This is a genomic window from Pseudomonas sp. KBN12P06040 (genome assembly GCF_037574965.1).
Lineage (GTDB): Bacteria > Pseudomonadota > Gammaproteobacteria > Pseudomonadales > Pseudomonadaceae > Pseudomonas > Pseudomonas aeruginosa.
This window is the reverse complement of record NZ_JBBELS010000001.1, coordinates 1,057,847-1,083,043: the sequence shown is the minus strand read 5'-3', so window position 1 is coordinate 1,083,043 and position 25,197 is coordinate 1,057,847. Positions and strand designations below refer to the sequence as shown.

The following is a 25,197-nucleotide window of genomic DNA, read 5'->3' as shown; positions in this document are numbered from 1 at the left end:
CGCTTTTCTCCCGTTACCTCATTCGGCCAGCGCCACCACCGCCATGGTCACGGTGGCCTTGCTGAACAGGCGCCGCCGACCGTCCCGCTCGGCGAACACCTCGGCCTCGACCACCGTCACCTGGCGCCCGGCCTTGAGCACCTCGGCGCGACACAACAGGCGCTGGCAAAGCGCCGGGCGCAACAGGTTGAGCTTGAACTCCAGGGTCAGCACCGTCTGCCCCTCCTCCACCAGGGTCGCAGCGGCGGCCCCGGCGGCATGGTCGGCCAGGGTCGCCTGGACCCCGGCATGGATGAAGCCGTTCTGCTGGGCGTGGCGGGGCAGGATGTCCAGCCCCGCTTCGACCCAACCCGGCCCGCAGTCCAGCGGACGGATGCCGAGGTCGCCGACGAAACTGGCCGCGGCGAAGCCCTGCTCGACCAGCTCCCGGTAGCGCGGATGCGCCTGCATCGCGGCGCGCCTCAGGCCAGGTGCGGGGTGGCGCGAGCCAACAGCGCCTCGACCTCGACGCCGCGCGGGAGGGTGCCGTAGACCCGCCCGCCGTCCCCCAGGCGACTGCCGATGAAGGCGTCGGACACCGCGGAGTTGCCGGCTTCCAGCAACAGCTTGGCCTGCAGGGCGATCGCCACGTCCTCGGTGAGCTGGCGGGCGCGGTACTGGATGTCGGCGGTGTCGGCGAAGGCCGCCTTGAGGTTGCCGATGTGCGCGGCGAGACGGGCGTCGCCATGGCCGTCGCCCAGTTCGGCGAACAGCGCGTCGAGCACCCCCGGCTCCTTCGACAGGGCACGCAGCACGTCCAGGCACTGCACGTTGCCGGAACCTTCCCAGATCGAGTTCACCGGGGCCTCGCGGTACAGCCGCGGCAGGATGGTTTCCTCGACGTAGCCGGCACCGCCCATGCATTCGGAGGCTTCGTTGATCATCGCCGGGGCGCGCTTGCAGATCCAGTACTTGCCCACCGCGGTGACCAGGCGGGCGAACTTCTCCTCCTGCTCGTCGTGGGCACGGTCCAGGGCATGCCCCATGCGCAGGGTCAGGGCCAGCGCCGCCTCGCTTTCCAGGGCCAGGTCGGCGAGCACGTTCTGCATCAGCGGTTGCTCGGCCAGCACCCGCCCGCCGACCTTGCGGTAGGCACAGTGGTGGGCGGCCTGGGTCAACGCCTGACGCATCAGTGCGCTGGAGCCGATCATGCAGTCGAAGCGGGTCATGGCGACCATCTCGATGATGGTCGGCACGCCACGGCCCTCTTCGCCGACCATCCAGGCCAGGGCGCCGCGATACTCGATTTCGCTGGAGGCGTTCGACCAGTTGCCCAGCTTGTCCTTCAGGCGCTGGATGTAGAACTGGTTGCGGCTGCCGTCCGGCCGGTGGCGCGGCAGCAGGAAGCAGGTCAGGCCCTTGTCGGTGTAGGCCAGGGTGAGGAAGGCGTCGCACATCGGCGCCGAGCAGAACCACTTGTGCCCGACCAGTTCGTAGGCCTGCCCCGGCCCGGGAATCCCCACCGGGTAGGCCCGCGTGGTATTGGCGCGGACGTCGGTGCCGCCCTGCTTCTCGGTCATCGCCATGCCGATGGTGACGCCCGCCTTCTGCTCCATCGGCACGTTGCGCGGGTCGTACTCGCGGGAGAGGATCTTCGGCAGCCATTTCTCGGCCAGGTCCGCCTGCAGGCGAATCGCCGGCACGCTGGCGTAGGTCATGGTCAACGGGCAACCGGTGCCGGCCTCCGCCTGGCTGTGCAGGTAGGACAGCCCGGCCCGCGCCACCTGGGCGCCGGGGCGCGGGTCGGTCCAGGGCAGCGAGGGCAGTTCGTGTTCGATGGCGGCGCGCATCAGCTCGTGGTAGGCGGGGTGGAACTCCACCAGGTCGACGCGGTTGCCGTAGCGGTCGTGGCTATGGAACTCCGGCTTGTGCTGGTTGGCCAGGAAGCCGGCCGCCATCAGCGGGCCGCCGGCCAGCTCGCCGTAGCGCTGCAGGCGCTCCTCGGCCCAGCCGCCCTGGTAGCGACGCACCCACTCCTGGAGAGGCAGGTCGAGGCGGTAGAGGTTGGCACCATCCAGCGACGGTACCTGGTTGGTCACTTCGTGGGTTTCGGCGTACTGGTGCAGGTTCATGAGGGTTCCTCGCAGACAGGCGCGCCCACCGCGCGCAGGCAGAAGTTCACCAGAGCCGTACTCACCGGCTCCAGACTCGGTTCCGGCTGGCCGCTGTCGCGAGCGGCGCGTGCCGGGGGAGACAAGGGGCCGACCAGCGCCTCGGCGATGGCCCCGACCAGGCAGGCCGCGGCAAGCGGCACCAGGGAAAGCTGGAATGCGCCACTGCGCCGGCCCTCCTCGAGCAGTTCGACGAACAGTGCGGCGTAGGCCTCGCGATAGCGCAGGCGCTGCTCGTCGACTTCAGGATCCACCGGCTCGGCGATCAGGGCGAAGGCCAGCCGCTGGCTGCTCCAGGCGCGCGCCGCAAAGCGCCGCAAGCCCTCGGCCAGGCGCCAGGCGGGCGCGCCGGGACCGCGCAGGACCACGGCCAGGGCATCGACCTCACGCTGGCTGGCGCGGCGGAAGATTTCCGCCGCCAGCTCGCCCTTGCCCCGGAAGTGGCGGTACAGGCTGCCGGTGGCGATCCCCGCGTCGTCGGCCAGGGCCTGCATGGTCAGCGCGGCGAAACCGCCCTCCGCGACACGCCGCAGGCCTAGCTGGAGGATGCGCTCGCGCAGCGCGGAATCGCGTTGCAGGCGGCGTTCGGTGACACGATAGACCATGACTGAATCCGGATTCACTTTTTCCCAGTGAATCACGCTTCAGGCTTTGCCTAAAGAGACATACAGGTCGCGCAGGCCGGCATTTCAGCCAGCCGCGGAACGGCTTCAGGCGGACTTGGTGACGATCGGCTGGCACAGCAGCCAATCGTGCAGCAGGGTCTGCAACTCTTCGAACTTGACCGGCTTGGCCATGTAGTCGCTCATGCCCGCCGCCAGGCAGCGCTCGCGATCGCCGCTGTGGCTGTGGGCGGTCAACGCCAGCACCGGCAGTTCCGCGCAGCCGGGCAGCGCGCGGATCGCCCGACAGGTGGCGAAGCCGTCCATCACCGGCATCTGGCAGTCGAGCAGTACGCCGTCCGGCCGCTCGCGCGCCAGCAACTCCAGGGCTTCGCTACCGTTGTCGGCGGTGCGCACCCGGTAGCCGAGCTTGAGCAGCATGCCGCGAGTCACCAACTGGTTGATGGCGTTGTCCTCCACCACCAGCACCGTGCACTCCTCGGGACGCCGCACCGCCTGCCCGCCGGCGCGCCGCGGCGGCGGCGCCAGGCCCTGGGCCGGCTGGGTCAGTTGCAGGCGCAGGAGGAAGCGGCTGCCCTGTCCCGGCCGGGACTCGTGGGTCAGCTCGCCGCCAAGCAGTTCCACCAGCTTGCGGCACAGCGCCAGGCCGATGCCGAGGCCTCCGTAGCCACGGGTCAACGAGCTGTCGGCCTGGACGAAACGCTGGTAGAGGTCGCTGCCGGCGGCCATGTCGAAACCGATGCCGGTGTCGATCACTTCCACCCGCAGCGCCACCCCGTCATGAGTACGCCCGGCGGCGACGCGCAGGGTGACGCTGCCCCTGGCGGTGAACTTGATCGCGTTGTCGACCAGGTAGCCCAGCGCCTGGGCCAGCTTGCCGGCATCGCCTTCGAGGGTGTCCGGCAGGCTGTCGTCCAGTTGCAGGGCGAAGCGCAGGCCCTTCTCCTCGGCGCGCGGCGCGTACTGCGCGCGCAGGCTGTCGAACAGGCCGCGCAGGCTGAACGGCTCGCGGCGCGGGTAGAGCTTGCCGGCCTGCAGTTCGATGAGGGCGAGGATGTCGTTGACCATCCGCATCATGTCCCGCGCCGAACCGGCGGCGGTGCGCTGGTACTCGGCGAGTTCGACGTCCATCGGCACCGTCTGCATCAGCTCCAGCGAACCGATCACCCCGCTCATCGGGGTGCGCAGTTCGTGGGTGACGGTGGCGAGGAACTCGTCCTTCAGGCGGTTGCTGTTGGCCAGTTCCTGGTTCAGCGCTTCCAGCTTGCGGCTGGACTCCTGGAGGATTCGCGCGCGCTCCTCCTTCATCGCGTTGATCCGGTCGGCCAGCGCCAGCGACAGCAAGCCCACCTCCAGCGCCGAACCGATCTGGCTGGCATACATGGTGAGGAACATGTTCGGCAGGTAGCCGAGGACCATCAGGGTATTGACGATGCCGCCGAGAAGGAAGGCGGTCCAGGCGATGATGAAATAGCGCGCCACGCGCATGCCGCGCAGCCAGGCGAGGATGCCGGCGGCGAAGATCAGGCCGGTGAAGGCCAGCGCCAGGTAGGTGGCCAGGCGCAGGGCCACGGCGTAGCTCATGGTCAGCGCCATCAGCATGACCAGCGCGCCGACCGCCATCAGCGCCAGCAGGCCGCGGTCGACCCACACGCTGTGGTCGCGGGTATGCAGGAAGCTGCGCGCGAACTGGCAGCCGAACAGCGCCGCCGAACCGATCAGGAATGGCGTGGCGGCGTTCGCCCACCAGGGGCTGTCGGGCCAGAAGTACTCGATGCCGGCGCCGTTCACCGAGACCTGGTAGAGCCCGAAGGAAGCGATATAGAGGATGTAGTAGAGATAGCTGGTATCGCGGACGCTGAGGAAGATGAACAGGTTGTAGATCAGCATCACCAGCAGCACGCCATAGATGATGCCGAGCACATAGATGCGTTCGGGCTGCTCCTCCAGGTAGGCCTTGGGCGACCACAGGGTCAGCGGCGCCTGGATCGACCCCTGGCTTTCCAGCCGCAGGTAGACACGCTGCGGCTTGTTCGGCTCGAGGCCGAGTTCGAACAGGTAGTTGTTCTGCCGGATCGGCCGACTGGCGAACGGCAATGTGTCGCCGGTGCGCTGGGCGAGGCGGTAGCCGCCCTGGCCATCGGGCAGGTAGAGGTCGAGCTTGTCCAGCGGCGGATAGGCCAGCTCCAGCAGCCAGGTGCGCGGATCGCTGGAGGCGACCGGCCGGTAGTCCAGGTCCAGGCGCAACCAGAACACCGAGCGCGAATAGCCGGCATTGAGCACGTCCTTGTCATGGCGGCGGAAGCTGCTGTCGATGGCCCGCGAGGTGATGTCGTTGATATCGGCGCTACCGCGCACGTCCTCGAACACGTCGATGGACTGCCCCAGCGGCAGGCGCTCGACCTGCTCGTTGAAGCTCACCGCACCCGCCAGGCACGGCAACGCAAGAAGAAAGAGAATCAGCCAGTGCCGCATGATGCCCCGCAGTGCTCCTCGAACGGACCGGGAGCCCCACCTCCCTCGTCATGGTCCGCCCTTGGCGAGCGTTGTATGAATATTCGCCGAACTTTAGCACACGCCACGCCACGTCAGGCCCGGGACGTGTCACGCAGGGCCCGGGCGCGGCGCCCGAAAGGTCGTCCGCGCAGCCGCCACGAAGCGCTTTTAGTGGTAAGCTCACGCGCCATGAAAACACCGACTTCCCGCCCCGTAGTGCTCTGCCTGTCCGGTCACGACCCCAGTGGTGGCGCCGGACTGCAAGCCGACATCGAAGCCCTGCTCGCCCAGGGCTGCCACGCCGCCCCGGCGGTCACCGCGCTGACCGTGCAGGACACCGTCAACGTCAGCGACTTCCGCGTCCTCGACCGCGAGTGGGTGCTGGCCCAGGCCAACGCCGTACTCGCCGACCTGCCCGTCGCGGCGGTCAAGCTGGGTATGCTCGGTTCGCTGGAGATGGTCGACACGGTGGCCGAGATCCTCGCCGCCCACCCGCACTTGCCGGTGGTCTGCGATCCGGTGCTGCGCGCCGGCGGCGGCGGTGCGCTGGGCAAGGGCGACGTCGGCTTCGCCATGCGCGAGCGGCTGCTGCCGCGCGCCACCATCGCCACGCCGAACCTGCCGGAAGCGCGCCTGCTCGCCGACCTGCCCGAGGGCAGCGCCGACCAGTGCGCCGAGCGCCTGCTGGAACACTGCGAGCACCTGTTGATCACCGGCGGACACGGCGACGAAAGCGAAGTGCACAATCGCCTGTACAGCCGCGACGGCAGCCGCCGCACCTTCACCTGCCAGCGCCTGCCCGGCAGCTACCATGGCTCCGGCTGCACCCTGGCCAGCGCCCTGGCCGGTCGCATCGCCCTCGGCGAAGCGCTGCACGGCGCCGTACAGAGCGCCCTCGACTACACCTGGCGGACCCTGCGCGACGCCGAGAGTCCGGGCCACGGCCAATACGTGCCGCGCCGCCTGCCCACCGACTTCTGTCACTGAGAGCCAGCCGATGAAACTGCGCGGCCTGTACGCCATCACCGATAGCCAGCTACTGGACGACGGCCGCCTGCTGCCCTACGTCGAAGCCGCGCTACGCGGCGGCGCGCGCCTGCTGCAATACCGCGACAAATCCAGCGACCAGGCGCGGCGCCTGCGCGAGGCGGAAAGCCTGCGCGAACTCTGCGAACGCTACGGCGCGCAGCTGATCGTCAACGACGACGCCGAACTCGCCGCGCGCCTGGGCGTCGGCCTGCACCTCGGCCAGACCGACGGTTCGCTGTCGGCGGCGCGCGCCCTGCTCGGCCGCCAGGCGATCATCGGCGCCACCTGCCACGCCCAACTGGAACTGGCCGAGCAGGCGGTGGCCGAGGGCGCCAGCTACGTCGCCTTCGGCCGCTTCTTCAATTCCAGCACCAAACCCGGCGCCCCCGCCGCCAGCGTCGAACTGCTCGACCAGGCCCGGCCGCGCCTGCACCTGCCGATCACCGCCATCGGCGGCATCAGCCTCGATACCGCGCCCGGTCTGATCGCCCGCGGCGTCGATCTGGTCGCCGTGATCCATGCGCTGTTCGCCGCCGCGTCCGCCGCCGAGGTGGAACGCCGCGCCCGCGCCTTCAGCGCCCTGTTCGAACCTGCCTGACGCCTCCGCGCCTCGCCCGAGAGATAGAGAGCTAGCCATGTCCCGTTCCGAAACGCTGTTCAACAACGCCCAGAAACACATTCCCGGCGGGGTCAACTCCCCGGTGCGCGCCTTCAAGAGCGTCGGCGGCACCCCGCTGTTCTTCAAGCACGCCGAAGGCGCCTATGTACTGGACGAGGACGACAAGCGCTACGTGGACTATGTCGGCTCCTGGGGCCCGATGATCCTCGGCCACAGCCATCCGGACGTGCTCGACGCGGTGCGCCGGCAGCTCGACCACGGTCTGTCCTATGGCGCGCCGACCGCGCTGGAAGTGGAAATGGCCGACCTGGTCTGCTCCATGGTGCCGTCGATGGAGATGGTGCGCATGGTCAGCTCCGGCACCGAGGCGACCATGAGCGCCATCCGTCTGGCCCGCGGCTACACCGGGCGCGACAGCATCATCAAGTTCGAAGGCTGCTACCACGGCCACTCCGACAGCCTGCTGGTGAAGGCCGGCTCCGGCGCCCTGACCTTCGGCGTGCCGAACTCCCCGGGCGTTCCGGCGGCCTTCGCCAAGCACACCCTGACCCTGCCGTTCAACGACATCGAGGCGGTGCGCAAGACCCTGGGCGAAGTCGGCAAGGAGGTCGCCTGCATCATCGTCGAGCCGGTTGCCGGCAACATGAACTGCGTGCCGCCGGCGCCGGGCTTCCTCGAAGGCCTGCGTGAAGCCTGCGACGAACACGGCGTGGTGCTGATCTTCGACGAAGTGATGACCGGCTTCCGTGTCGCCCTCGGCGGCGCCCAGGCCTACTACGGGGTCACCCCGGACCTGTCGACCTTCGGCAAGATCATCGGCGGCGGCATGCCGGTGGGCGCCTTCGGCGGCAAGCGCGAGATCATGCAGCAGATTTCCCCACTGGGCCCGGTCTACCAGGCCGGCACGCTCTCGGGCAACCCGCTGGCGATGGCCGCCGGGCTGACCACCCTGCGCCTGATCAGCCGCCCCGGTTTCCACGACGAACTGACCGCCTACACCACGCGCATGCTCGACGGCCTGCAACAGCGCGCGGACGCCGCCGGCATCCCCTTCGTCACCACCCAGGCGGGCGGCATGTTCGGCCTGTACTTCAGCGGTGCCGACGCCATCGTCACCTTCGAGGACGTGATGGCCAGCGACGTCGAACGCTTCAAGCGCTTCTTCCACCTGATGCTCGACGGTGGCGTGTACCTTGCGCCTAGCGCCTTCGAGGCCGGCTTCACCTCCATCGCCCATGGCGACAAGGAGCTGGAAATCACGCTGAACGCCGCCGAAAAAGCCTTCGCCGCGCTGAAATGACCCTCTTCGCGGCGCCCTTCCCGGGCGCCGCCCTCCACCCCGCCGGAACGCCTTCCTAGCCGAAATGCATAAACGCGCCGACAAAGTTCCCGAAAAGACAGTAAAGACTTTGTAAGGAGGCGTCGGCTTATTTCATAATGTGAGGGTCAGCGCATTTCGTTGGCCGGGCAGCCCTTGCCCGCCCCGATCCAGGAGGTGTCTTCCCCTCATGTTCCGTACCGGCCGCACCCTCGCCCTGGGTTGCCTGTTGATCCTCCAGCCGCTGCTCGCGCAGGCGGGAGGCAACTCGTTGCTGATTCCAGCGACCGGCCGCTGCGCGCTGAACACCGTTCCCGAAGAATTGCAACAGGCGCTCGCCGCCTGCCAGCAGGTCGCCAATGGCGGCGACGCCGAGGCGCAATACGAACTGGGCGAATTCTTCTACGACGGCGAGCGCATCCCGCGCGACCTCCAGGCCGCCCTCAACTGGTTCGAGAAAGCTTCTCTACAGGGCCATGCCCAGGCCCAGTACCACCTCGGCACCATGTTCTTCCGTGGCGAAGGGGTTCCGGCGAACAACGTACAGGCCTACATCGTGCTGAAGATGGCAGCGGTGAACGGCGCCGAGGACGCCCTGGACAGCGCCGACCTGGTAGCCGAGCAGATGAACCGCGACGAACTGGACATCGCCACCCGGGTGCTGGGGCAGATCTTCCGCAACTACCTGATCGAACTGCAGACTGCCGGCGGCGTCACGCCCTTCGCGCCGCTGCCCTGACGTCCCTTTCGCGAATCAGTCGCTCTTGCCGGGCATCGGCATGGGGAACGGCATGACGTTGCCCGCGCCCTTGGCCTCGCTGATCTTCGGCGTACCCAGGCGCTCGACCTCGTCGATGCGGACGATCGCGTGCATCGGCACGAAGCTGCGCAGAACGCCTTCGAACTGCGCCTTGAGCTTCTCCTCGCTGGGGTCCACCACCACCTGGGTGCGCTCGCCGAAGACGAACTCCTCGATTTCCAGGAAGCCCCACAGATCGCTCTGGTAGATCTGCTTGGCATACATCTCGAAGACCTGGCCCTGGTTGAGGAAAATCACCTTGTAGATGGGGTTTTCGCGCTTGTTCATGGCGGGGAAAGCAATGCCGGAAAATGAAGGGCGCGAATCATAGCACAGCCTTTCGGCCAGCAACGCTAGGAACCGGGGGCCCCGCCCTCTATAATGCGCGGTCCTTTTCGAACTGTCCGACGAAGCGCATGGCCAAGAAGCTTTTCATCGAAACCCACGGCTGCCAGATGAACGAGTACGACTCGTCGCGAATGGCGGACCTGCTCGGTGAACACCAAGCCCTCGAGGTGACCGAAAACGCCGCCGAGGCCGACGTCATCCTGCTCAATACCTGCTCGATCCGCGAGAAGGCCCAGGAAAAGGTGTTTTCCAAGCTCGGCATGTGGCGCGAGCTGAAGCAGCAGAATCCCGACCTGGTGATCGGCGTCGGCGGCTGCGTGGCCAGCCAGGAAGGCGCCGCGATCCGTGAGCGCGCGCCCTATGTCGACGTGGTCTTCGGCCCGCAGACCCTGCACCGCCTGCCGGAAATGATCGACGCCGCGCGCAGCACGCGCAAGCCGCAGGTCGACGTGTCCTTCCCGGAAATCGAGAAATTCGACCGCCTGCCGGAACCGCGGGTCGATGGCCCCACCGCCTTCGTCTCGGTGATGGAAGGCTGCAGCAAGTACTGCAGCTTCTGCGTGGTGCCCTACACCCGCGGCGAGGAAGTCAGCCGACCATTCGACGACGTGATCGCCGAAGTGATCCACCTGGCCGAGAACGGCGTCCGCGAAGTCACCCTGCTGGGACAGAACGTCAACGGCTTCCGCGGCCTGACCCACGATGGCCGCCTGGCCGACTTCGCCGAACTGCTGCGGGTGGTCGCCGCCGTCGACGGTATCGAACGCATCCGCTATACCACCTCGCACCCGCTGGAATTCTCCGACGCGCTGATCCAGGCCCACGCCGAGGTGCCGGAGCTGGTGAAATTCATCCACCTGCCGGTGCAGTCGGGCTCCGACCGCGTGCTGGCGGCGATGAAGCGCAACCATACCGTGCTGGAATACAAGTCGCGTATCCGCAAGCTGAAGGCCGCGGTACCGGACATCTGCATCAGCTCCGACTTCATCGTCGGTTTCCCCGGCGAAACCGAGAAGGACTTCGAGCAGACCATGAAGCTGGTGGAGGACGTCGGCTTCGACTTCTCCTTCTCCTTCATCTACAGCGCGCGGCCCGGCACGCCCGCCGCCGACCTCGCCGACGACCTGCCGGAAGAAGTGAAGAAACAGCGCCTGCAGATCCTCCAGAGCCGCATCCACCAGCAAGGCTACGAGATCAGCCGGCGCATGGTCGGCAGCACCCAGCGGATCCTGGTCACCGACTTCTCGAAGAAGGACCCGGGCATGCTCCAGGGGCGCACCGAGAACAACCGGATCGTCAACTTCCGCTGCGACAATCCACGCCTGATCGGCCAGTTCGCCCAGGTGCACATCGACGACGCGCTGCCGCACTCGCTGCGCGGTACCCTGATCGACAGCACCCTGCATTGAGGCCGACGACCGTACGGCGGGCTCGCTGAACCTTCCCGCCGCCACGGTGCACCAACGTTTCAGCGGGAACCGGGAAAGCGCCGCCGCGATACGGCAACTTTGCGCGACGATATCCAGCGGTTATTCTCTTCCCTATCAATCAGCCACTGGCGAGTACGACAGAACACCTTGAACGCCCCCCAGGAACTTCATCGCTTTATCCTCGAGCCGTTCGACGCCCGCAGCTTCGCGACACTTTGCGGGCAGTTCGACGAGCATCTCCACCAGATCGAGAAACGCCTCGACATCGAGATCCGCAACCGCGGCAACCAGTTCGAACTGGCCGGCGAACCGCGCCGGACCAAGGTCGCCGAACGCCTGCTGCAGCGTCTCTACCGCGAGGCGCAGAACGGCACCGATCTCACTCCCGACACCGTGCACCTGTACCTGCAGGAGTCCGGCCTGGAAGACCTCGAGGAATTGCAGAGCGCGCCGCAGGTCACCCTGAAGTCGCGCAAGGCGCACATCCGCCCGCGCGGCGCCAACCAGCAGCGCTACGTCAAGGCGATCCTCGACCACGACATCAACTTCGGCATCGGTCCGGCTGGCACCGGCAAGACCTACCTCGCCGTGGCCTGCGCCGTCGACGCCCTGGAGCGCGAGCAGATCCGCCGCATCCTGCTGGTGCGCCCGGCGGTCGAGGCCGGCGAGAAGCTCGGTTTCCTTCCCGGCGACCTGTCGCAGAAGATCGACCCCTACCTGCGCCCGCTCTACGACGCGCTCTACGAGATGCTCGGCTTCGAACACGTGGCCAAGCTGATCGAGCGCAACGTCATCGAGGTCGCGCCGCTGGCCTACATGCGCGGGCGCACGCTGAACAACAGCTTCATCATCCTCGACGAGAGCCAGAACACCACAGTCGAGCAGATGAAGATGTTCCTCACCCGGATCGGCTTCGGCTCCACCGCGGTGATCACCGGCGACGTCACCCAGGTCGACCTGCCCCGCGGCACCCGCTCCGGCCTCAAGCACGTGATCGAGGTCCTGCAGGACGTCCCCGGCATCAGCTTCACCCATTTCAAGCCCAAGGATGTGGTCCGCCACCCGCTGGTGCAGCGTATCGTCGAAGCCTACGAGCGCCATGAGAACCGCCAGCAAGGCCAGGTGCGGCCGGTCGAGGGAACGGGCAAGGGCGGTCACGATGCCGCTTGAGCTCGACCTGCAGGTCGCCAGCGCCGCCCCGGACCTGCCCTCCGAAGCACAGTTCCGCGCCTGGTGCGAACTGGCCCTACGCCAGCGTCCGGAGTCGGAGCTGACCATCCGCCTGGTGGACGAGGCCGAAGGCCTGGAACTGAACAGCACCTACCGGCACAAGGACTACGCGACCAACGTGCTGTCCTTCCCCGCCGATGTCCCGGACGAGCTTCTCGATATCCCGCTGCTCGGCGACCTGGTGATCTGCGCCCCGGTGGTCGCCCGCGAAGCCCTGGAACAGCGCAAGCCGTTGCAGGCCCACTGGGCCCACCTGGTGATCCACGGCTGCCTGCACCTGCTCGGCTACGACCACATCGACGACGCCGAAGCGGAAGAAATGGAAACACTGGAACGTGAATTGCTGGCGGAACTGGGACATCCCGATCCGTACGCCTGCGACGACGAAGAGCCACCGAGCAAGGAAAAATGAGCGAAGACCGATCGAGCAACGGGCACAAGTCCTGGCTGGACAAGATCACCCAGGCTTTTGCCCACGAGCCGAGAAACCGCCAGGAGCTACTCGAGCTGCTGCGCGATGCCCACGACAACAAGCTGCTGGACAGCGAGGCGCTGTCCATCGTCGAGGGGGCGATCCAGGTCGCCGACCTGCAGGTGCGCGACATCATGGTGCCGCGCTCGCAGATGATGAGCATCCGCTCGACCCAGACGCCGAAGGAATTCCTTCCGGCCATCATCGAAGCCGCCCACTCGCGCTACCCGGTGGTCGGCGAAAGCCTCGACGACGTCATGGGCGTACTGCTGGCCAAGGACCTCCTGCCACTGATCCTGCACAACGACGAGCGTCCCTTCGACATCAAGGAACTGCTGCGTCCGGCTACCTTCGTCCCCGAATCCAAGCGCCTCAACGTGCTGCTCCGCGAATTCCGCGCCAACCGCAACCACATGGCCATCGTCATCGACGAATACGGCGGCGTGGCCGGCCTGGTGACCATCGAGGACGTGCTGGAACAGATCGTCGGTGATATCGAGGACGAGCACGACGTCGAGGAGGACAGCTACATCAAGCCGCTGCCCAGCGGCGATTTCATCGTCAAGGCGCTGACCCCCGTGGACGCCTTCAACGACTTCTTCGGCTCGGAATTCTCCGACGAGGAATTCGATACCGTGGGCGGCCTGGTGATGAGCGCCTTCGGCCACCTGCCCAAGCGCAACGAAGTGGTCGAGCTGGGCGAGTTCCGTTTCCGCGTACTCAACGCCGACAGCCGCCGCGTCCATCTGCTGCGCCTGTCTCCCCTGCAGAACTGAGCGCGCCCCCTCCGCCGCGGCGGAGGGGGCATCTTCCCGCGCCGTCCTTCTGGCGTCTCGCCAGCCCCTCCTTTACTCTTGCGCCTTGCGCCAGACTCCCCTGTCGCCGCGGACGTTGCCGTCCGGCAGCCGAAGGCGGCCCCGGTCTGCGCAGTCGGACATTGAACAGGCTCTAAGGACATTCGATGCGTTGGATTTCTCGTCCCGGCTGGCCCGGACACCTGCTGGCACTCGCCGCAGGCGCGCTCACACCCCTGGCCCTGGCGCCCTTCGACTACTGGCCGCTGGCGATCCTCTCGATCGCCCTGCTCTATCTCGGCTTGCGCGGCCTTCCCGGCAAGTCCGCCCTGTGGCGCGGCTGGTGGTACGGTTTCGGCGCGTTCGGCGCCGGCACCAGCTGGATCTACGTCAGTATCCATGACTACGGCGCCGCCTCGGTGCCGCTGGCGAGCTTCCTCATGCTCGGCTTCACCGCCGGCGTCGCCTTCTTCTTCGCCCTGCCGGCCTGGCTGTGGGCGCGCTGCCTGCGCCGCGACAACGCGCCGCTGGGCGACGCCCTGGCGTTCGCCGCCCTGTGGCTGGCACTGGAGCTGTTCCGCAGTTGGTTCCTTACCGGTTTCCCCTGGCTCTACGCCGGCTATAGCCAGTTGCAGGGACCGCTGGCCGGGCTGGTGCCGGTGGGCGGCGTATGGCTGTCCTCCTTCGTCATCGCCCTCAGCGCGGCCCTGCTGGTGAACCTGCCGCGCCTCTTCCCGCACGGTGCCAGCCTGCTTCTGGGGCTGGTCCTGCTGCTCGGCCCGTGGGCGGCCGGCCTCTATCTCAAGGGCCACGCCTGGACCCATTCGGCCGGCGAACCGCTGAAGGTCGTGGCGATCCAGGGCAACATCGCCCAGGAGCTGAAATGGGACCCGAATCAGGTCCGCGCACAACTCGACCTCTACCGCGACCTGAGCCTGCCGCAGCAGGACGTCGACCTGATCGTCTGGCCGGAAACCGCGGTGCCGATTCTCCAGGACATGGCCAGCGGCTACCTCGGCGCCATGGGCCAGGTCGCCGACGAGAAGAACGCCGCGCTGATCACCGGGGTCCCGGTGCGCGAACGTCTCGCCGACGGCAAGAGTCGCTACTTCAACGGCATCACCGTGGTCGGCGAAGGCACGGGCACCTACCTCAAGCAGAAGCTGGTGCCGTTCGGCGAGTACGTGCCGCTGCAGGACCTGCTGCGCGGCCTGATCGCCTTCTTCGACCTGCCGATGTCCGACTTCGCTCGCGGCCCGGCCGACCAGCCGCTGCTCAAGGCCAAGGGCTACGAGATCGCCCCGTACATCTGCTACGAAGTGGTCTACCCGGAGTTCGCCGCCGCGCTCGCGGCGCAGAGCCAGGTGTTGCTGACAGTGAGCAACGACACCTGGTTCGGCACTTCCATAGGCCCGTTGCAGCACCTGCAGATGGCACAGATGCGCGCCCTGGAAAGCGGTCGCTGGATGATCCGCGCGACCAACAACGGCGTCACCGGCCTGATCGATCCCTATGGCCGGATCGTCCGGCAGATCCCGCAGTTCCAGCAGGGCATCCTGCGCGGCGAGGTGATTCCCATGCAGGGCCTGACGCCCTATCTGCAATACCGCGTCTGGCCGCTGGCCGGGCTGGCCGGCGTGCTGCTGCTATGGGCTCTGCTCGGCCGCCAGTTGCGCCCGCAGGAGCGACGCCTGTTCGGCTGAAGCCAGCCCCTCCTGGATAGACCGGCGCCCCTGCGGCGCCGGTTGCGTCTCAGCGGTAGAACAGGCGATAGCCGACCAGGCCGATCGCCTCGTTCAGCAGCATGCCGCTCTGCCAGAAGGCCTGCGCTTCCGGCAGCCAGCCGCCGAAGGGCCGCAGGTTGGCCCCGCCGAGGAAGCCGACCGGCGCCGGGATCACCTCGAACCCCTGGCGCTCGAAGCTCCAGCGTGCCCGCTGCATGTGCCAGGCCTGGGTCACCAGCACCACCCGGCGCACGCCGGCCTCGCGCAACTGCGGGGCGCTCAGGGTGGCGTTTTCCCAGGTGGTACGGCTGAGACCTTCCTGCCAGCGCGTCGGCACGCCGAAGTCCTGCAGCAGGGCATTGGCCATCAGCGCCGCCTCGCTGGGCGGGCGTCCGTAATGCAACCCGCCGCTGATCAGTACCGGCAGCGCCGAGGTCTTGGCCAGCCGCGCGGCATAGCGCAGCCGCTCGGCCGCCAGCAGGCTCGGCGCATCGTCGCCCCAGGCCGGGTCGTTGGTCTGCCGGCCGGCACCGAGGATGACGATGGCGTCGGCGCGCTGCGCCAGGCCCGGCAGATCCTCCGCCAGTAGGGCCGGTTCGCTTTCGAGCCAGCGCCCCATCCACTCCACGCTGAGCGGCATGCTCATCAGCCACAGACCGAAGAACCCGCAGACACCGCACAGCCGCGCCAGCCGCGGTCGGCTGGTGCGCCACCAGAAAGCGAAAAACAGCAGCAGCAACAGGCCGCCCGGCGGCAGCAGCAGTTGCTTGAAGAAATAACGGATCGGCATCGCCCCCTCCCTGTCGGAAGAGGCAATCTAAAGGATTGCGCGACGCCTGGCGAAACTTCCCGGAAGGAGACCCTAGCGGCCGTTGCCCGAACGGAACAGTTGCGAGCCGCAATGGCCGCACGGCAACACGCCATGCCCCTTGCTCCACTGCACCGGCGCACCGCAGAGCGCACAGAGCAGTTGCCGCTGTTTCAACGAGACGTGCCGACGCGGCGCCGGCGGTTGCGGCCGGGGCGGCCGGGGTGTCCTGCCGGGCTGGCGCTCGAGCAGCGCCAGCTCCTCGGCGGCCGCATGCCAGCCGCGCAACCAGTGCAGGTCCTGGTCGAGATAGGCGCGTATCAGCCCCATCTCCGCTTCGCTCAAACCACGCAACTCAAGCTCCGTGGGATGCTCGTCACGCAGGCGCTCGGCCGTATCCGCTTCATCCAGAGCCAGGGCGAGACGCTGCAGCAGCCTCTCGTACAGCCCACCTCCCGTCACACTCGCGCGTTGCAGCTCAGCCATCGAACACCTCTGAAGGTACCACTGGGCAGCCAGCCATCGACCGTCCATAGGGCAAGCTTAGCGTTCCCGTTCGGCTGAACCGCCCCCGGCGACAAACGGCGCGGGCTATCGACAGGAGTGGGGGTCATGTATGCTACGAGGCTTTCGAACAGTCACGTCTAAGTAGCGCCATGCACGAGCAATATCAGCCACTCGAGATCGAAACCCAGGCCCAGAACTACTGGAAAGAACACCAGTCCTTCCTCGTCAGGGAGCTACCCGACAAGGAGAAGTTCTACTGCCTGTCGATGTTCCCGTATCCGAGCGGCAAGCTGCACATGGGCCACGTGCGCAACTACACCATCGGCGACGTGATCAGCCGCTACCACCGCATGCAGGGCCGCAACGTGCTGCAGCCGATGGGCTGGGACGCGTTCGGCATGCCGGCGGAAAACGCCGCGATGAAGAACAACGTCGCCCCGGCGGCCTGGACCTACGACAACATCGCCTACATGAAGTCGCAGCTGGACAGCCTCGGCCTGGCGATCGACTGGAGCCGCGAGGTCACCACCTGCAAGCCGGACTACTACCGCTGGGAGCAGTGGCTGTTCACCCGCCTGTTCGAAAAAGGGGTGATCTACCGCAAGAACGGCACGGTCAATTGGGATCCGGTCGACCAGACCGTACTCGCCAACGAGCAGGTGATCGACGGGCGCGGCTGGCGCTCCGGCGCGCTGATCGAGAAGCGCGAGATCCCGATGTACTACTTCAAGATCACCGCCTACGCCGAGGAACTGCTGGAGAGCCTCGACAACCTGCCCGGCTGGCCGGAGCAGGTGAAGACCATGCAGCGCAACTGGATCGGCAAGTCGCGCGGGATGGAGATCGGCTTCCCCTACGACCAGGCCTCCATCGGCCACGCCGGCCAACTGAAGGTGTTCACCACCCGTCCGGACACCCTGATGGGCGCCACCTACGTCGCCGTCGCCGCCGAACACCCGCTGGCCACCCAGGCCGCGCAGAACGACCCGCAGTTGCAGGCGTTCATCGACGAATGCAAGCGCGGCGGCGTCGCCGAGGCCGACATCGCCACCCAGGAGAAGAAAGGCATGGCCACTTCCCTGTTCGTCGAACACCCGCTGACCGGCGACAAGCTGCCGGTATGGGTCGCCAACTACGTGCTGATGAACTACGGCGAAGGCGCGGTGATGGCGGTGCCCGGCCATGACGAGCGCGACTTCGAGTTCGCCAACAAGTACGGCCTGCCGATCCGCCAGGTGATCGCCAAGGTCGAGGGCGACGACGACTTCGAGTCCAGCGTCTGGAAGGAGTGGTACGGCGCCAAGGACGAGTCCGTGCTCACCGTCAACTCCGGCAAGTACGACAACCTCGGCTACCAGGCCGCCTTCGACGCCATCGGCGCCGACCTCGAGGCCAAGGGCCTGGGCCAGGCGCGCACCCAGTTCCGCCTGCGCGACTGGGGCATCAGCCGCCAGCGCTACTGGGGCTGCCCGATCCCGATCATCCACTGCGAGGCTTGCGGCGACGTCCCGGTGCCGGCCGACCAGTTGCCGGTGGTGCTGCCGGAAGACGTGGTACCGGACGGCTCCGGTTCGCCGCTGGCGAAGATGCCGGAATTCTACGAATGCAGCTGCCCGAAATGCGGCCAGCCGGCCAAGCGCGAAACCGACACCATGGACACCTTCGTCGAGTCGTCCTGGTATTTCGCCCGCTACGCCTGCCCGCAGTTCGAAGGCGGCATGCTGGACAAGAAGGCGGCCGACTACTGGCTGCCGGTCGACCAGTACATCGGCGGCATCGAGCACGCCATCCTGCACCTGCTCTATGCGCGCTTCTTCCACAAGCTGATGCGCGACGAGGGCCTGGTCGGCAGCGACGAGCCGTTCAAGAACCTGCTGACCCAGGGCATGGTGGTCGCCGATACCTACTACCGGACCACCGCCAACGGCGGCAAGGACTGGTTCAACCCGGCCGACGTCGAGGTCGAGCGTGACGCCAAGGCCAAGGTCGTCGGCGCGCGCCTGAAGAGCGACGGTCAGCCGGTCGAGATCGGCGGCACCGAGAAGATGTCGAAGTCGAAGAACAACGGCGTCGACCCGCAATCGATGATCGACCAGTACGGTGCCGATACCTGCCGCCTGTTCATGATGTTCGCCTCGCCGCCGGACATGAGCCTGGAGTGGTCGGACGCCGGCGTCGAGGGCGCCAACCGCTTCCTCCGCCGCGTCTGGCGCCTGGCTCACGCCCATGTCAGCGCCGGCCTCCCCGGCGCGCTGGACGTCGCCGCCCTGAACGACGCGCAGAAGCAGGTCCGCCGCGCCATCCACCTGGCGATCAGGCAGGCCAGCCAGGATGTCGGCCAGCACCACAAGTTCAACACCGCCATCGCCGCGGTGATGACCCTGATGAACGTGCTGGAGAAGGCGCCGAACCAGGACGCCCAGGACCGCGCCCTGATCCAGGAAGGCCTGGAAACCGTGGTCCTGCTGCTGGCGCCCATCACTCCGCACATCTGCCACGTGCTCTGGGGCCAGCTCGGCCATGCCGAAGCGGTGATCGATGCGCGCTGGCCGAGCGTCGACGAGAGCGCACTGGTGCAGGACACCCTGCAACTGGTGGTGCAGGTCAACGGCAAGCTGCGCGGGCACATCGACGTGGCCGCCAGCGCCAGCCGCGAGGATGTCGAGGCCGCCGCGCGCGCCAACGAGAACGTGCTGCGTTTCACCGAAGGCCTGAGCATCCGCAAGGTCATCGTGGTACCGGGCAAACTGGTCAACATCGTCGCCAACTGATACGCGATTCCATTGGACGCCCCCGGCCATCCGGGGGCGCTGATCAACAGGAGTGAGGGAAGCTTGATGAAACGTATCCTGACCAGCGCCGCGCTGATCGGTATGACCACCCTGCTGGCCGCCTGCGGCTTCCAACTGCGCGGCCTGGGCGATGCGCAATTCGCGCTCAAGGAAATCGACGTGTCCGCGCGCAACGCCTACGGCCCGACCGTGCGCGAACTGAAGGAAACCCTGGAAAACAGCGGCGTGAAGGTCACCAGCAACGCGCCCTACCACCTGGTGCTGGTCCGCGAGGACAACCAGCAGCGCACCGTCAGCTACACCGGTTCCGCGCGCGGCGCGGAGTTCGAGCTGACCAACACGATCAACTACGAGATCGTCGGCTCCAACGACCTGGTCCTGATGAGCAACCAGGTACAGGTGCAGAAGGTCTACGTGCACGACGAAAACAACCTGATCGGTTCCGACCAGGAAGCCGCGCAGCTGCGCAGCGAGATGCGGCGCGACCTGATCCAGCAGTTGTCCATGCGCCTCCAGACGCTGACCCCGGCGCAACTCGACGAAGCCCAGCGCCAGGCAGAAGCCAAGGCCAAGGCGGAAGCCGAAGCCCTGCGCGCCGCCGACGAGGCGGAGCGCCAGCGCCGCGCCGCCGAGCCGCAGCAGTCGCCGATCGAGTTCCCCACCCCGTGATGCCCCGGGGCCGGTTTCGCCGGCCCCGTCTTCTCCTATGAAGCTGACTCCCGCGCAACTCGCCAAGCACCTCCAGGGCCCCCTGGCGCCCGTCTATGTCGTCAGCGGCGATGAACCGCTGCTCTGCCAGGAAGCCTGCGATGCCATTCGCCAGGCCTGCCGCGAGCGCGACTTCGGCGAGCGCCAGGTATTCAATGCCGAAGCCAACTTCGATTGGGGCCTGCTGCTGGAGGCCGGCGCCAGCCTGTCGCTGTTCGCCGAGAAGCGCCTGATCGAACTGCGCCTGCCCTCCGGCAAGCCCGGCGACAAAGGCGCGGCGATTCTCCAGGAATACCTGCAACGGCCGCCGGAAGACACCGTGCTCCTGCTCAGCCTGCCCAAGCTCGATGGCAGCACGCAGAAGACCAAGTGGGCCAAGGCCCTGATCGATGGCAACGCCGCGCAGTTCATCCAGGTCTGGCCGGTCGACGTCCACCAGTTGCCGCAGTGGATTCGCCAGCGCCTGTCCCAGGCCGGCCTGTCCGCCAGCCCCGAAGCCCTGGAGCTGATCGCCGCGCGCGTGGAAGGCAACCTGCTCGCCGCCGCCCAGGAAATCGAAAAGCTCAAGCTGCTCGCCGAGGGCAACCAGATCGACGCCGCCACCGTACAGGCCGCGGTCGCCGACAGCGCACGCTTCGATGTCTTCGGCCTGATCGACGCTGCCCTTGGCGGTGAAGCGGCCCACGCCCTGCGCATCCTGGAAGGACTGCGCGGCGAAGGCATCGAGCCGCCGGTGATCCTCTGGGGCCTGGCCCGCGAGATCCGCCTGCTGGCTGGCCTGTCCCAGCAATACGGCCAGGGCATCCCGCTGGAGAAAGCCTTCGCCCAGGCGCGTCCGCCGATCTGGGACAAGCGCCGTCCGCTGCTGACCCGTGCCCTGCAACGCCACTCCAGCAGCCGCTGGAACCAGATGCTGCGGGATGCCCAGTTGATCGACGCGCAGATCAAGGGACAGGCACCCGGCAGCCCCTGGAGCGGTCTCTCGCTTCTCGCCCTGAGCCTCGCCGGCCAGCGTCTCGGCCTGCCGGCAGCCTGAAGGCGCAACCGGCACTGGACAATCCGCGGCGACAGGCAGATGATGCGCGCGCTGGCGAGCGCCAGCCCGATCACCTTCGAGGACCTATGCCATGGCAAAGAAAAGCAAGCGGCCGAACAAGGCCAAATCCCTGGTCGCCCAGCCACTGTTCCGCAGCCGCCAGGAACAGGCGAAGAAAGGCAAAGGCAGCTACCGCCGCGAAGCCTCCCGTAACTGGGAGGCTTCTTTCGTTATGGCGGCCTGAAACAGCCGCTGGTCCATCCTCCCGCAACGCCCTCCTCACCCACGCGCCCCGCCTACCCCGCCCGAAGCCCGTCGACAAAGACCAACCCCACCGCCAGCCTGCCGCCCATGGGCACACTATCGTCGGCGCGCAAGCCCTGGCCCCATCGGGTTGGGCGAAAAGCCAATGGTTCCTCCATCATGATCCGCGGCCTCGACATCCCGCGCGGCCGACTGGCAACCCTCTGGCCATTGCAGCGCACGAACCAGGCTCGGGCGTTCGATGCCGACGCCGAAGCGGGTAGCCATGTCGCGCAGAACGAAGGCCAGGAAGAAGAAGTCGAAGGCCTCGAGCATGCCGCGCGGCCCGTCGCCGATCCCGACTCGGGTGCGCCGCGAGGCTTCGACAGGCGGCGGAGCGGTACGGACGAAACCATTGGCCGCCCGACAGTGACCGAACCTATGTCGAAGCCGATGGAACCGTATTGGCGAACCCGGGGCCCTGCCGGCGCGTCCAACGACGGCAGACGCGTTCTGGCCGGCGTGCTAAGGTGGCCCGTCCCGAGGACCCTGCTGAGGAGAGCAATGCGTAACCCCGAACGATCCGCCCTGCTGAAGGTGAGCGGGCTGCTGGGCAGCACCGTCGTCGCCATGGGGCTTGGCCTCTCCAGTGCCTGCGCGCAGAAGAACCCGATAATCGAATACAACCAGCCTTCCGCTCCCCTGCAGACCAAGGCGCCCTTCACCGGCGCCGGCCCGGCCGCCTCGGTGTCCGCTGGCGCGCCGAGCGAGGCCCAGCCTGGGCAGAGCTTCGAACAGTGGCGCGACGCCTTCCGTCAACAGGCGCTGGCCGGTGGAATCGATGCGCAGACCTTCGATCGCGCCTTCGCCGGGGTCGAGCCCGATCCCGCCGTGGTCGAAGCCGACCGCAGCCAGCCGGAATTCACCCGGCCGGTATGGAAATACCTGGAAGGCGCCCTCGATCCGCTGCGCGTTCGCCAGGGCCAGGCGCGCCTGGCGCAGCACGCGCGCATCCTCGGCGAAGTCGACGCGCGCTATGCGGTGGATGCGGATGCGGTGGTGGCGATCTGGGGCATGGAGAGCAACTACGGTTCGCACATGGGCAACAAGAACGTGATCCGCTCCCTGGCGACCCTCGCCTATGAAGGACGCCGCCCGGAATTCGCCCACGCCCAGTTGCTCGCCGCCCTGAAGATCCTCCAGCACGGCGACGTTCCGGCCTCCTTCATGATCGGCTCCTGGGCCGGCGCCATGGGCCAGACCCAGTTCATCCCAACCACCTACAACCAGTATGCCGTGGACTTCGACGGCGACGGCAAGCGTGACATCTGGGGCTCGCCCGGCGACGCCCTGGCCTCCACCGCCAACTACCTGAAAGCCTCCGGCTGGATCGCCGGACAACCCTGGGGGTTCGAAGTCCGCCTGCCGGCAGGCTTCGACTATTCCCTGGCGGAACTCACCATCCGCAAGCCCCTGGGCGAGTGGCAAGGGATGGGCGTACAAGGCGTCAACGGCGGCCCCCTGCCCTCCGGGCTCTCCGGCGAACAGGCCTCGCTGCTGCTGCCGGCCGGGCACCGCGGCCCGGCCTTCCTGGTGCTGCACAACTTCCGCGCCATCCTCAAGTACAACAACTCCAGTGCCTATGCCCTGGCCGTCGGCCTGCTCGCCGACAGCTTCAAGGGCGGCGGCCGGATAGTCGGCGCCTGGCCACTGGAGGATGTTCCGCTGAGCCGCTCGCAGCGCATCGAGCTGCAACGGCAACTGGCCGCCCGCGGACACGATCCGGGCGCGGTGGACGGCATCATCGGCGCCAATACGCGCAAGGCGATCCGCGCCTGCCAGCAGGAGTTCGGCTGGCCGGCGGACGGCTATCCGACCCCGGCGCTGCTCGACCGCCTGCGGACGCCATAGGGCCGCCGGCGGAGCTTACGACCCCACGTCCGCCGCGACCGCTCGCGGCACACCGGTTCGTAGGGCGAGTTATCCGCCGTCCCCCCGCCCCATCGGCGGATAACCGCGACGCGATCATTCGTCCCGCCGAGCAAGACCTTTCGCACCGATTCGTAGGGCGGATAACGCCACGGGCGTTATCCGCCGCTGCGGCGTCCAGGACCTAGTCATCCGCGCAGAACCGCAGGATAGCGTCAGCCACCTGGGTGGCCGCCTCGCGCTGCGGAAAATGGCCGACGCCCTCCAGCACCAGCCGCTGGTAACGCCCGCTGAAGTAGTGCTCGCGTCCGCGGGAGCCGTCGGGGTGGGTGCAGGCATCCGCGCCGCCGTGCAGCACCAGGGTCGGCAGCGCCAGGCGCGGTGCCGGGAGCAAGCGCTGTTCCGCCGCCCCGTAGCGCGGCTCCCCCGCGACGAAGCCCCAGCGATGCCGGTAATAGTGCAGCACCACGGCAACCCAGTCCGGCCCGGAGAAGGCCTGGGCGGCCTCCTGGAAATCGCGCTCGGCATACCATCCCGGCGGCGACCAGGTGTCCCACATCTGCCGGGCGAACGCCTCGCCCTCCTCGCGCAGCGCGCGCTCTCCGCGTGGCGTAGCCATGAACCACTGGTACCAGAAGCTACGGGCCTGCGGCAGGGAAAGAACTTGCTGCGGATCGTTGCTGGCGTACCCCACCGAGAGCATCACCAGGTGCGAGGCGCCGCCCTCGCGCAGTCCGCAGGCACTGGCCACCGCGCGAGCCCCCCAGTCATGGCCGACCAGCAGGGGACGTTGCAATGCCAGGCTGTCGACGAATGCCAGCAGATCGCAAGCCAGAGCCGCCAGTTGCCCGCTGCGCGGAGTAGACGCATCGCGGAAGCGGGTCGGGGCGAATCCCCGGAGGGCTGGTGCCAGCACCCGATAGCCGGCGTCCGCCAGGGACTCCGCCAGGTCTTTCCAGGTATGCGGGCTGTCCGGCCAACCGTGCAACAAGACGGCGCTGCGCGCCCCCTGCGGATTCCACTCCAGGTAGGCGATATCCAGGACATCGGTGGAAACGAAGGCATAGCGGCTCATCGGACCTCTCCAAGAGAAAGCGAAGGGACATCCTAGGACGCTTGCCAAGCGTGATTCATGAATAGTTAGCGTCTACTATTCATGAAACGAGATGAATGGAAGACCTCATGGAGCTTGCCGTCCCCACCTCCCAATCCCTGGATATCGTGTTGTTGCGTACCTTTCTCGAAGTGGTCGACAGTGGCGGCTTCGCCCTCGCCGCGGACAATCTCGCGCTCACTCCCTCCGCGGTCAGCGGGCATATCAAGCGCCTGGAACAGACAGCCGGCGTCAGCCTGCTCAGCCGCACCACCCGCCGCCTGGAGCTGACCCAGGCGGGCGAGACGCTCTACGCCTATGCCCGCAACATCGTCGAGCTGGAGCGCGAGGCCCGCGCCAGGCTGCACGGCACGCCGATCCGCGACCGCCTGCGCATCGGCGCTTCGGAGGACTTCGCCAGCGCCTGGCTGCCACGCGTCCTGCAACGCTTTCGCCGCTGGCACCCCGAAGCATCCATCGAACTCAAGGTCGGTATCACCACCGACCTGCTCCGCCAGCAGGCCCAGGGGCGCACCGACGTGGTGTTCGGCAAGCAGTGCCGGCGGGTCGGAGACGACGGCGAACTGCTCTGGGAGGAACCGCTGGTCTGGGCCGCGGCGACCGCGATCGAGCTGCCCGTGGGCGAACCGCTGCCGCTGGCGCTGTTCCCCGAACCCTGCGTCTACCGCGAAGCGGCGATTACAGCCCTCGGCGCCGCTGCGCGTCCCTGGCGCCTGGTGTTCGAGAGCGCCAGCATGGCCGGCTGCCTGTCCGCCGCGCTGGCCGGTTTCGCCGTGACGGTGGTGGCGCGCAGCCAGATGCGCGAGGGGCTGCGCGAACTGGGCCCGGAACAGGGTTTTCCGACGCTGCCGGAGGCGCGTTTCTACGCCTTCTCGCGCCAACCCAGCCTGGCGGCCGATGCACTGATCGAGGCGGTGCGGCAGCTCGGCCAGCGCAGTCGCTTCGTTACCGCACAGGGATGAGCGCAAACGGTACTCACCTACGCGCCGGCGGATAACCGCAAGCGGTTGTTCGTCCTACGTCCGAAG

The 25,197-nt window shown here is 67.5% G+C and carries 24 protein-coding genes; 15 read left to right on the top strand and 9 right to left on the bottom strand.

Annotation, left to right across the window (positions count from 1 at the left end; translation table 11 throughout):
• Positions 1-18: 18 nt before the first annotated feature.
• The 4 genes from VQ067_RS05080 to ladS all read right to left on the bottom strand — a co-directional run bounded on the left by VQ067_RS05080 (position 19) and on the right by ladS (position 5,248).
• Positions 19-450 (bottom strand): PaaI family thioesterase, encoded by a 432-nt coding sequence (locus VQ067_RS05080; RefSeq protein ID WP_003118262.1) that lies wholly within the window; start codon positions 448-450, stop codon positions 19-21.
• An 11-nt stretch (positions 451-461) separates the two neighbouring features.
• A complete protein-coding gene (locus VQ067_RS05075; protein WP_003122024.1) occupies positions 462-2,111 on the bottom strand; it encodes an acyl-CoA dehydrogenase family protein in 1,650 nt (549 codons plus the stop codon).
• Positions 2,108-2,755: a TetR/AcrR family transcriptional regulator gene (locus VQ067_RS05070; RefSeq protein ID WP_003093144.1), complete on the bottom strand. Its 648-nt coding sequence runs from the start codon at positions 2,753-2,755 to the stop codon at positions 2,108-2,110. Before VQ067_RS05070 ends, VQ067_RS05075 begins: the two co-directional genes overlap by 4 nt.
• A gap of 105 nt (positions 2,756-2,860) precedes the next feature.
• Positions 2,861-5,248 (bottom strand): hybrid sensor histidine kinase/response regulator LadS, encoded by a 2,388-nt coding sequence (gene ladS / locus VQ067_RS05065; protein ID WP_003093145.1) that lies wholly within the window; start codon positions 5,246-5,248, stop codon positions 2,861-2,863.
• Between the two features lie 210 nt (positions 5,249-5,458).
• Between ladS and VQ067_RS05060 the strand changes: the two genes are divergently transcribed.
• The 4 genes from VQ067_RS05060 to VQ067_RS05045 all read left to right on the top strand — a co-directional run bounded on the left by VQ067_RS05060 (position 5,459) and on the right by VQ067_RS05045 (position 8,974).
• Complete coding sequence (locus VQ067_RS05060) at positions 5,459-6,256, top strand: hydroxymethylpyrimidine/phosphomethylpyrimidine kinase (RefSeq protein WP_003100335.1); 798 nt, start codon at positions 5,459-5,461, stop codon at positions 6,254-6,256.
• Positions 6,257-6,266: 10 nt separating this feature from the next.
• Positions 6,267-6,896 carry a thiamine phosphate synthase gene (gene thiE / locus VQ067_RS05055; RefSeq protein WP_023085572.1) on the top strand — a complete coding sequence of 210 codons (630 nt, stop codon included), beginning with the start codon at positions 6,267-6,269 and terminating at the stop codon, positions 6,894-6,896.
• Between the two features lie 37 nt (positions 6,897-6,933).
• Entirely contained in the window at positions 6,934-8,217 is a 1,284-nt protein-coding gene (gene hemL, locus VQ067_RS05050) for a glutamate-1-semialdehyde 2,1-aminomutase (protein WP_003093150.1), read from the top strand.
• Positions 8,218-8,425: 208 nt separating this feature from the next.
• Positions 8,426-8,974, top strand: a complete 549-nt coding sequence (locus VQ067_RS05045) for a tetratricopeptide repeat protein (RefSeq protein WP_003093155.1) — start codon at positions 8,426-8,428, stop codon at positions 8,972-8,974.
• A 15-nt stretch (positions 8,975-8,989) separates the two neighbouring features.
• On the opposite strand, the gene VQ067_RS05040 is transcribed toward VQ067_RS05045, so the two are convergent.
• Complete coding sequence (locus tag VQ067_RS05040) at positions 8,990-9,322, bottom strand: DUF1820 family protein (protein WP_003093157.1); 333 nt, start codon at positions 9,320-9,322, stop codon at positions 8,990-8,992.
• Between the two features lie 128 nt (positions 9,323-9,450).
• On the opposite strand from VQ067_RS05040, the gene miaB reads away from it, so the two are divergent.
• The 5 genes from miaB to lnt all read left to right on the top strand — a co-directional run bounded on the left by miaB (position 9,451) and on the right by lnt (position 15,011).
• Positions 9,451-10,791: a tRNA (N6-isopentenyl adenosine(37)-C2)-methylthiotransferase MiaB gene (gene miaB, locus VQ067_RS05035; RefSeq protein WP_003093158.1), complete on the top strand. Its 1,341-nt coding sequence runs from the start codon at positions 9,451-9,453 to the stop codon at positions 10,789-10,791.
• 168 nt (positions 10,792-10,959) lie between these two features.
• Positions 10,960-11,982 carry a PhoH family protein gene (locus tag VQ067_RS05030; RefSeq protein ID WP_003111486.1) on the top strand — a complete coding sequence of 341 codons (1,023 nt, stop codon included), beginning with the start codon at positions 10,960-10,962 and terminating at the stop codon, positions 11,980-11,982.
• Positions 11,972-12,454 (top strand): rRNA maturation RNase YbeY, encoded by a 483-nt coding sequence (gene ybeY / locus VQ067_RS05025; RefSeq protein ID WP_003093160.1) that lies wholly within the window; start codon positions 11,972-11,974, stop codon positions 12,452-12,454. Before VQ067_RS05030 ends, ybeY begins: the two co-directional genes overlap by 11 nt.
• Positions 12,451-13,290 (top strand): HlyC/CorC family transporter, encoded by an 840-nt coding sequence (locus VQ067_RS05020; RefSeq protein ID WP_003093161.1) that lies wholly within the window; start codon positions 12,451-12,453, stop codon positions 13,288-13,290. Before ybeY ends, VQ067_RS05020 begins: the two co-directional genes overlap by 4 nt.
• Positions 13,291-13,475: 185 nt before the next feature.
• On the top strand, positions 13,476-15,011 hold the full coding sequence (gene lnt, locus VQ067_RS05015; RefSeq protein WP_009313380.1) for an apolipoprotein N-acyltransferase: 1,536 nt from the start codon (positions 13,476-13,478) through the stop codon (positions 15,009-15,011).
• A 49-nt stretch (positions 15,012-15,060) separates the two neighbouring features.
• On the opposite strand, the gene VQ067_RS05010 is transcribed toward lnt, so the two are convergent.
• Entirely contained in the window at positions 15,061-15,822 is a 762-nt protein-coding gene (locus VQ067_RS05010; RefSeq protein WP_003093163.1) for a YdcF family protein, read from the bottom strand.
• A 72-nt stretch (positions 15,823-15,894) separates the two neighbouring features.
• Complete coding sequence (locus VQ067_RS05005; RefSeq protein WP_003114329.1) at positions 15,895-16,326, bottom strand: hypothetical protein; 432 nt, start codon at positions 16,324-16,326, stop codon at positions 15,895-15,897.
• A gap of 170 nt (positions 16,327-16,496) precedes the next feature.
• Here VQ067_RS05005 and leuS point away from each other — a divergent pair, with 170 nt between their 5' ends.
• The 4 genes from leuS to arfA all read left to right on the top strand — a co-directional run bounded on the left by leuS (position 16,497) and on the right by arfA (position 21,127).
• The gene (gene leuS, locus VQ067_RS05000) at positions 16,497-19,118 is read left to right on the top strand and encodes a leucine--tRNA ligase (RefSeq protein ID WP_003110381.1); all 2,622 of its coding nucleotides are present in this window, start codon (positions 16,497-16,499) and stop codon (positions 19,116-19,118) included.
• A 66-nt stretch (positions 19,119-19,184) separates the two neighbouring features.
• The gene (locus VQ067_RS04995) at positions 19,185-19,808 is read left to right on the top strand and encodes an LPS-assembly lipoprotein LptE (RefSeq protein ID WP_023874946.1); all 624 of its coding nucleotides are present in this window, start codon (positions 19,185-19,187) and stop codon (positions 19,806-19,808) included.
• Between the two features lie 37 nt (positions 19,809-19,845).
• The gene (gene holA / locus VQ067_RS04990; protein WP_033985652.1) at positions 19,846-20,883 is read left to right on the top strand and encodes a DNA polymerase III subunit delta; all 1,038 of its coding nucleotides are present in this window, start codon (positions 19,846-19,848) and stop codon (positions 20,881-20,883) included.
• Between the two features lie 91 nt (positions 20,884-20,974).
• Positions 20,975-21,127 (top strand): alternative ribosome-rescue factor A, encoded by a 153-nt coding sequence (arfA, locus tag VQ067_RS04985; RefSeq protein ID WP_003093169.1) that lies wholly within the window; start codon positions 20,975-20,977, stop codon positions 21,125-21,127.
• A gap of 116 nt (positions 21,128-21,243) precedes the next feature.
• Here arfA and VQ067_RS04980 read toward each other — a convergent pair whose 3' ends face one another.
• Entirely contained in the window at positions 21,244-21,462 is a 219-nt protein-coding gene (locus VQ067_RS04980) for a hypothetical protein (RefSeq protein ID WP_003093170.1), read from the bottom strand.
• A gap of 228 nt (positions 21,463-21,690) precedes the next feature.
• Here VQ067_RS04980 and VQ067_RS04975 point away from each other — a divergent pair, with 228 nt between their 5' ends.
• Positions 21,691-23,037, top strand: a complete 1,347-nt coding sequence (locus VQ067_RS04975) for a lytic murein transglycosylase (RefSeq protein ID WP_003093171.1) — start codon at positions 21,691-21,693, stop codon at positions 23,035-23,037.
• A 202-nt stretch (positions 23,038-23,239) separates the two neighbouring features.
• Here the strand turns inward: VQ067_RS04975 and VQ067_RS04970 are convergent, their stop codons facing one another.
• Positions 23,240-24,130, bottom strand: a complete 891-nt coding sequence (locus tag VQ067_RS04970; protein ID WP_033985654.1) for an alpha/beta fold hydrolase — start codon at positions 24,128-24,130, stop codon at positions 23,240-23,242.
• Between the two features lie 107 nt (positions 24,131-24,237).
• Between VQ067_RS04970 and VQ067_RS04965 the strand changes: the two genes are divergently transcribed.
• Entirely contained in the window at positions 24,238-25,131 is an 894-nt protein-coding gene (locus tag VQ067_RS04965; RefSeq protein WP_003137695.1) for a LysR family transcriptional regulator, read from the top strand.
• The last annotated feature ends 66 nt before the right edge of the window (positions 25,132-25,197 follow it).

Excerpts from the sequence above, each read along its gene's own strand:
- VQ067_RS05080 (WP_003118262.1), bottom strand. The coding sequence starts at position 450 with ATGCAGGCGCATCCGCGCTACCGGGAGCTGGTCGAGCAGGGCTTCGCC.
- VQ067_RS05075 (WP_003122024.1), bottom strand. The coding sequence starts at position 2,111 with ATGAACCTGCACCAGTACGCCGAAACCCACGAAGTGACCAACCAGGTA.
- VQ067_RS05070 (WP_003093144.1), bottom strand. The coding sequence starts at position 2,755 with ATGGTCTATCGTGTCACCGAACGCCGCCTGCAACGCGATTCCGCGCTG.
- ladS (WP_003093145.1), bottom strand. The coding sequence starts at position 5,248 with ATGCGGCACTGGCTGATTCTCTTTCTTCTTGCGTTGCCGTGCCTGGCG.
- VQ067_RS05060 (WP_003100335.1), top strand. The coding sequence starts at position 5,459 with ATGAAAACACCGACTTCCCGCCCCGTAGTGCTCTGCCTGTCCGGTCAC.
- thiE (WP_023085572.1), top strand. The coding sequence starts at position 6,267 with ATGAAACTGCGCGGCCTGTACGCCATCACCGATAGCCAGCTACTGGAC.
- hemL (WP_003093150.1), top strand. The coding sequence starts at position 6,934 with ATGTCCCGTTCCGAAACGCTGTTCAACAACGCCCAGAAACACATTCCC.
- VQ067_RS05045 (WP_003093155.1), top strand. The coding sequence starts at position 8,426 with ATGTTCCGTACCGGCCGCACCCTCGCCCTGGGTTGCCTGTTGATCCTC.
- VQ067_RS05040 (WP_003093157.1), bottom strand. The coding sequence starts at position 9,322 with ATGAACAAGCGCGAAAACCCCATCTACAAGGTGATTTTCCTCAACCAG.
- miaB (WP_003093158.1), top strand. The coding sequence starts at position 9,451 with ATGGCCAAGAAGCTTTTCATCGAAACCCACGGCTGCCAGATGAACGAG.
- ybeY (WP_003093160.1), top strand. The coding sequence starts at position 11,972 with ATGCCGCTTGAGCTCGACCTGCAGGTCGCCAGCGCCGCCCCGGACCTG.
- VQ067_RS05020 (WP_003093161.1), top strand. The coding sequence starts at position 12,451 with ATGAGCGAAGACCGATCGAGCAACGGGCACAAGTCCTGGCTGGACAAG.
- lnt (WP_009313380.1), top strand. The coding sequence starts at position 13,476 with ATGCGTTGGATTTCTCGTCCCGGCTGGCCCGGACACCTGCTGGCACTC.
- VQ067_RS05010 (WP_003093163.1), bottom strand. The coding sequence starts at position 15,822 with ATGCCGATCCGTTATTTCTTCAAGCAACTGCTGCTGCCGCCGGGCGGC.
- VQ067_RS05005 (WP_003114329.1), bottom strand. The coding sequence starts at position 16,326 with ATGGCTGAGCTGCAACGCGCGAGTGTGACGGGAGGTGGGCTGTACGAG.
- leuS (WP_003110381.1), top strand. The coding sequence starts at position 16,497 with ATGCACGAGCAATATCAGCCACTCGAGATCGAAACCCAGGCCCAGAAC.
- VQ067_RS04995 (WP_023874946.1), top strand. The coding sequence starts at position 19,185 with ATGAAACGTATCCTGACCAGCGCCGCGCTGATCGGTATGACCACCCTG.
- holA (WP_033985652.1), top strand. The coding sequence starts at position 19,846 with ATGAAGCTGACTCCCGCGCAACTCGCCAAGCACCTCCAGGGCCCCCTG.
- arfA (WP_003093169.1), top strand. The coding sequence starts at position 20,975 with ATGGCAAAGAAAAGCAAGCGGCCGAACAAGGCCAAATCCCTGGTCGCC.
- VQ067_RS04980 (WP_003093170.1), bottom strand. The coding sequence starts at position 21,462 with ATGCTCGAGGCCTTCGACTTCTTCTTCCTGGCCTTCGTTCTGCGCGAC.
- VQ067_RS04975 (WP_003093171.1), top strand. The coding sequence starts at position 21,691 with ATGCGTAACCCCGAACGATCCGCCCTGCTGAAGGTGAGCGGGCTGCTG.
- VQ067_RS04970 (WP_033985654.1), bottom strand. The coding sequence starts at position 24,130 with ATGAGCCGCTATGCCTTCGTTTCCACCGATGTCCTGGATATCGCCTAC.
- VQ067_RS04965 (WP_003137695.1), top strand. The coding sequence starts at position 24,238 with ATGGAGCTTGCCGTCCCCACCTCCCAATCCCTGGATATCGTGTTGTTG.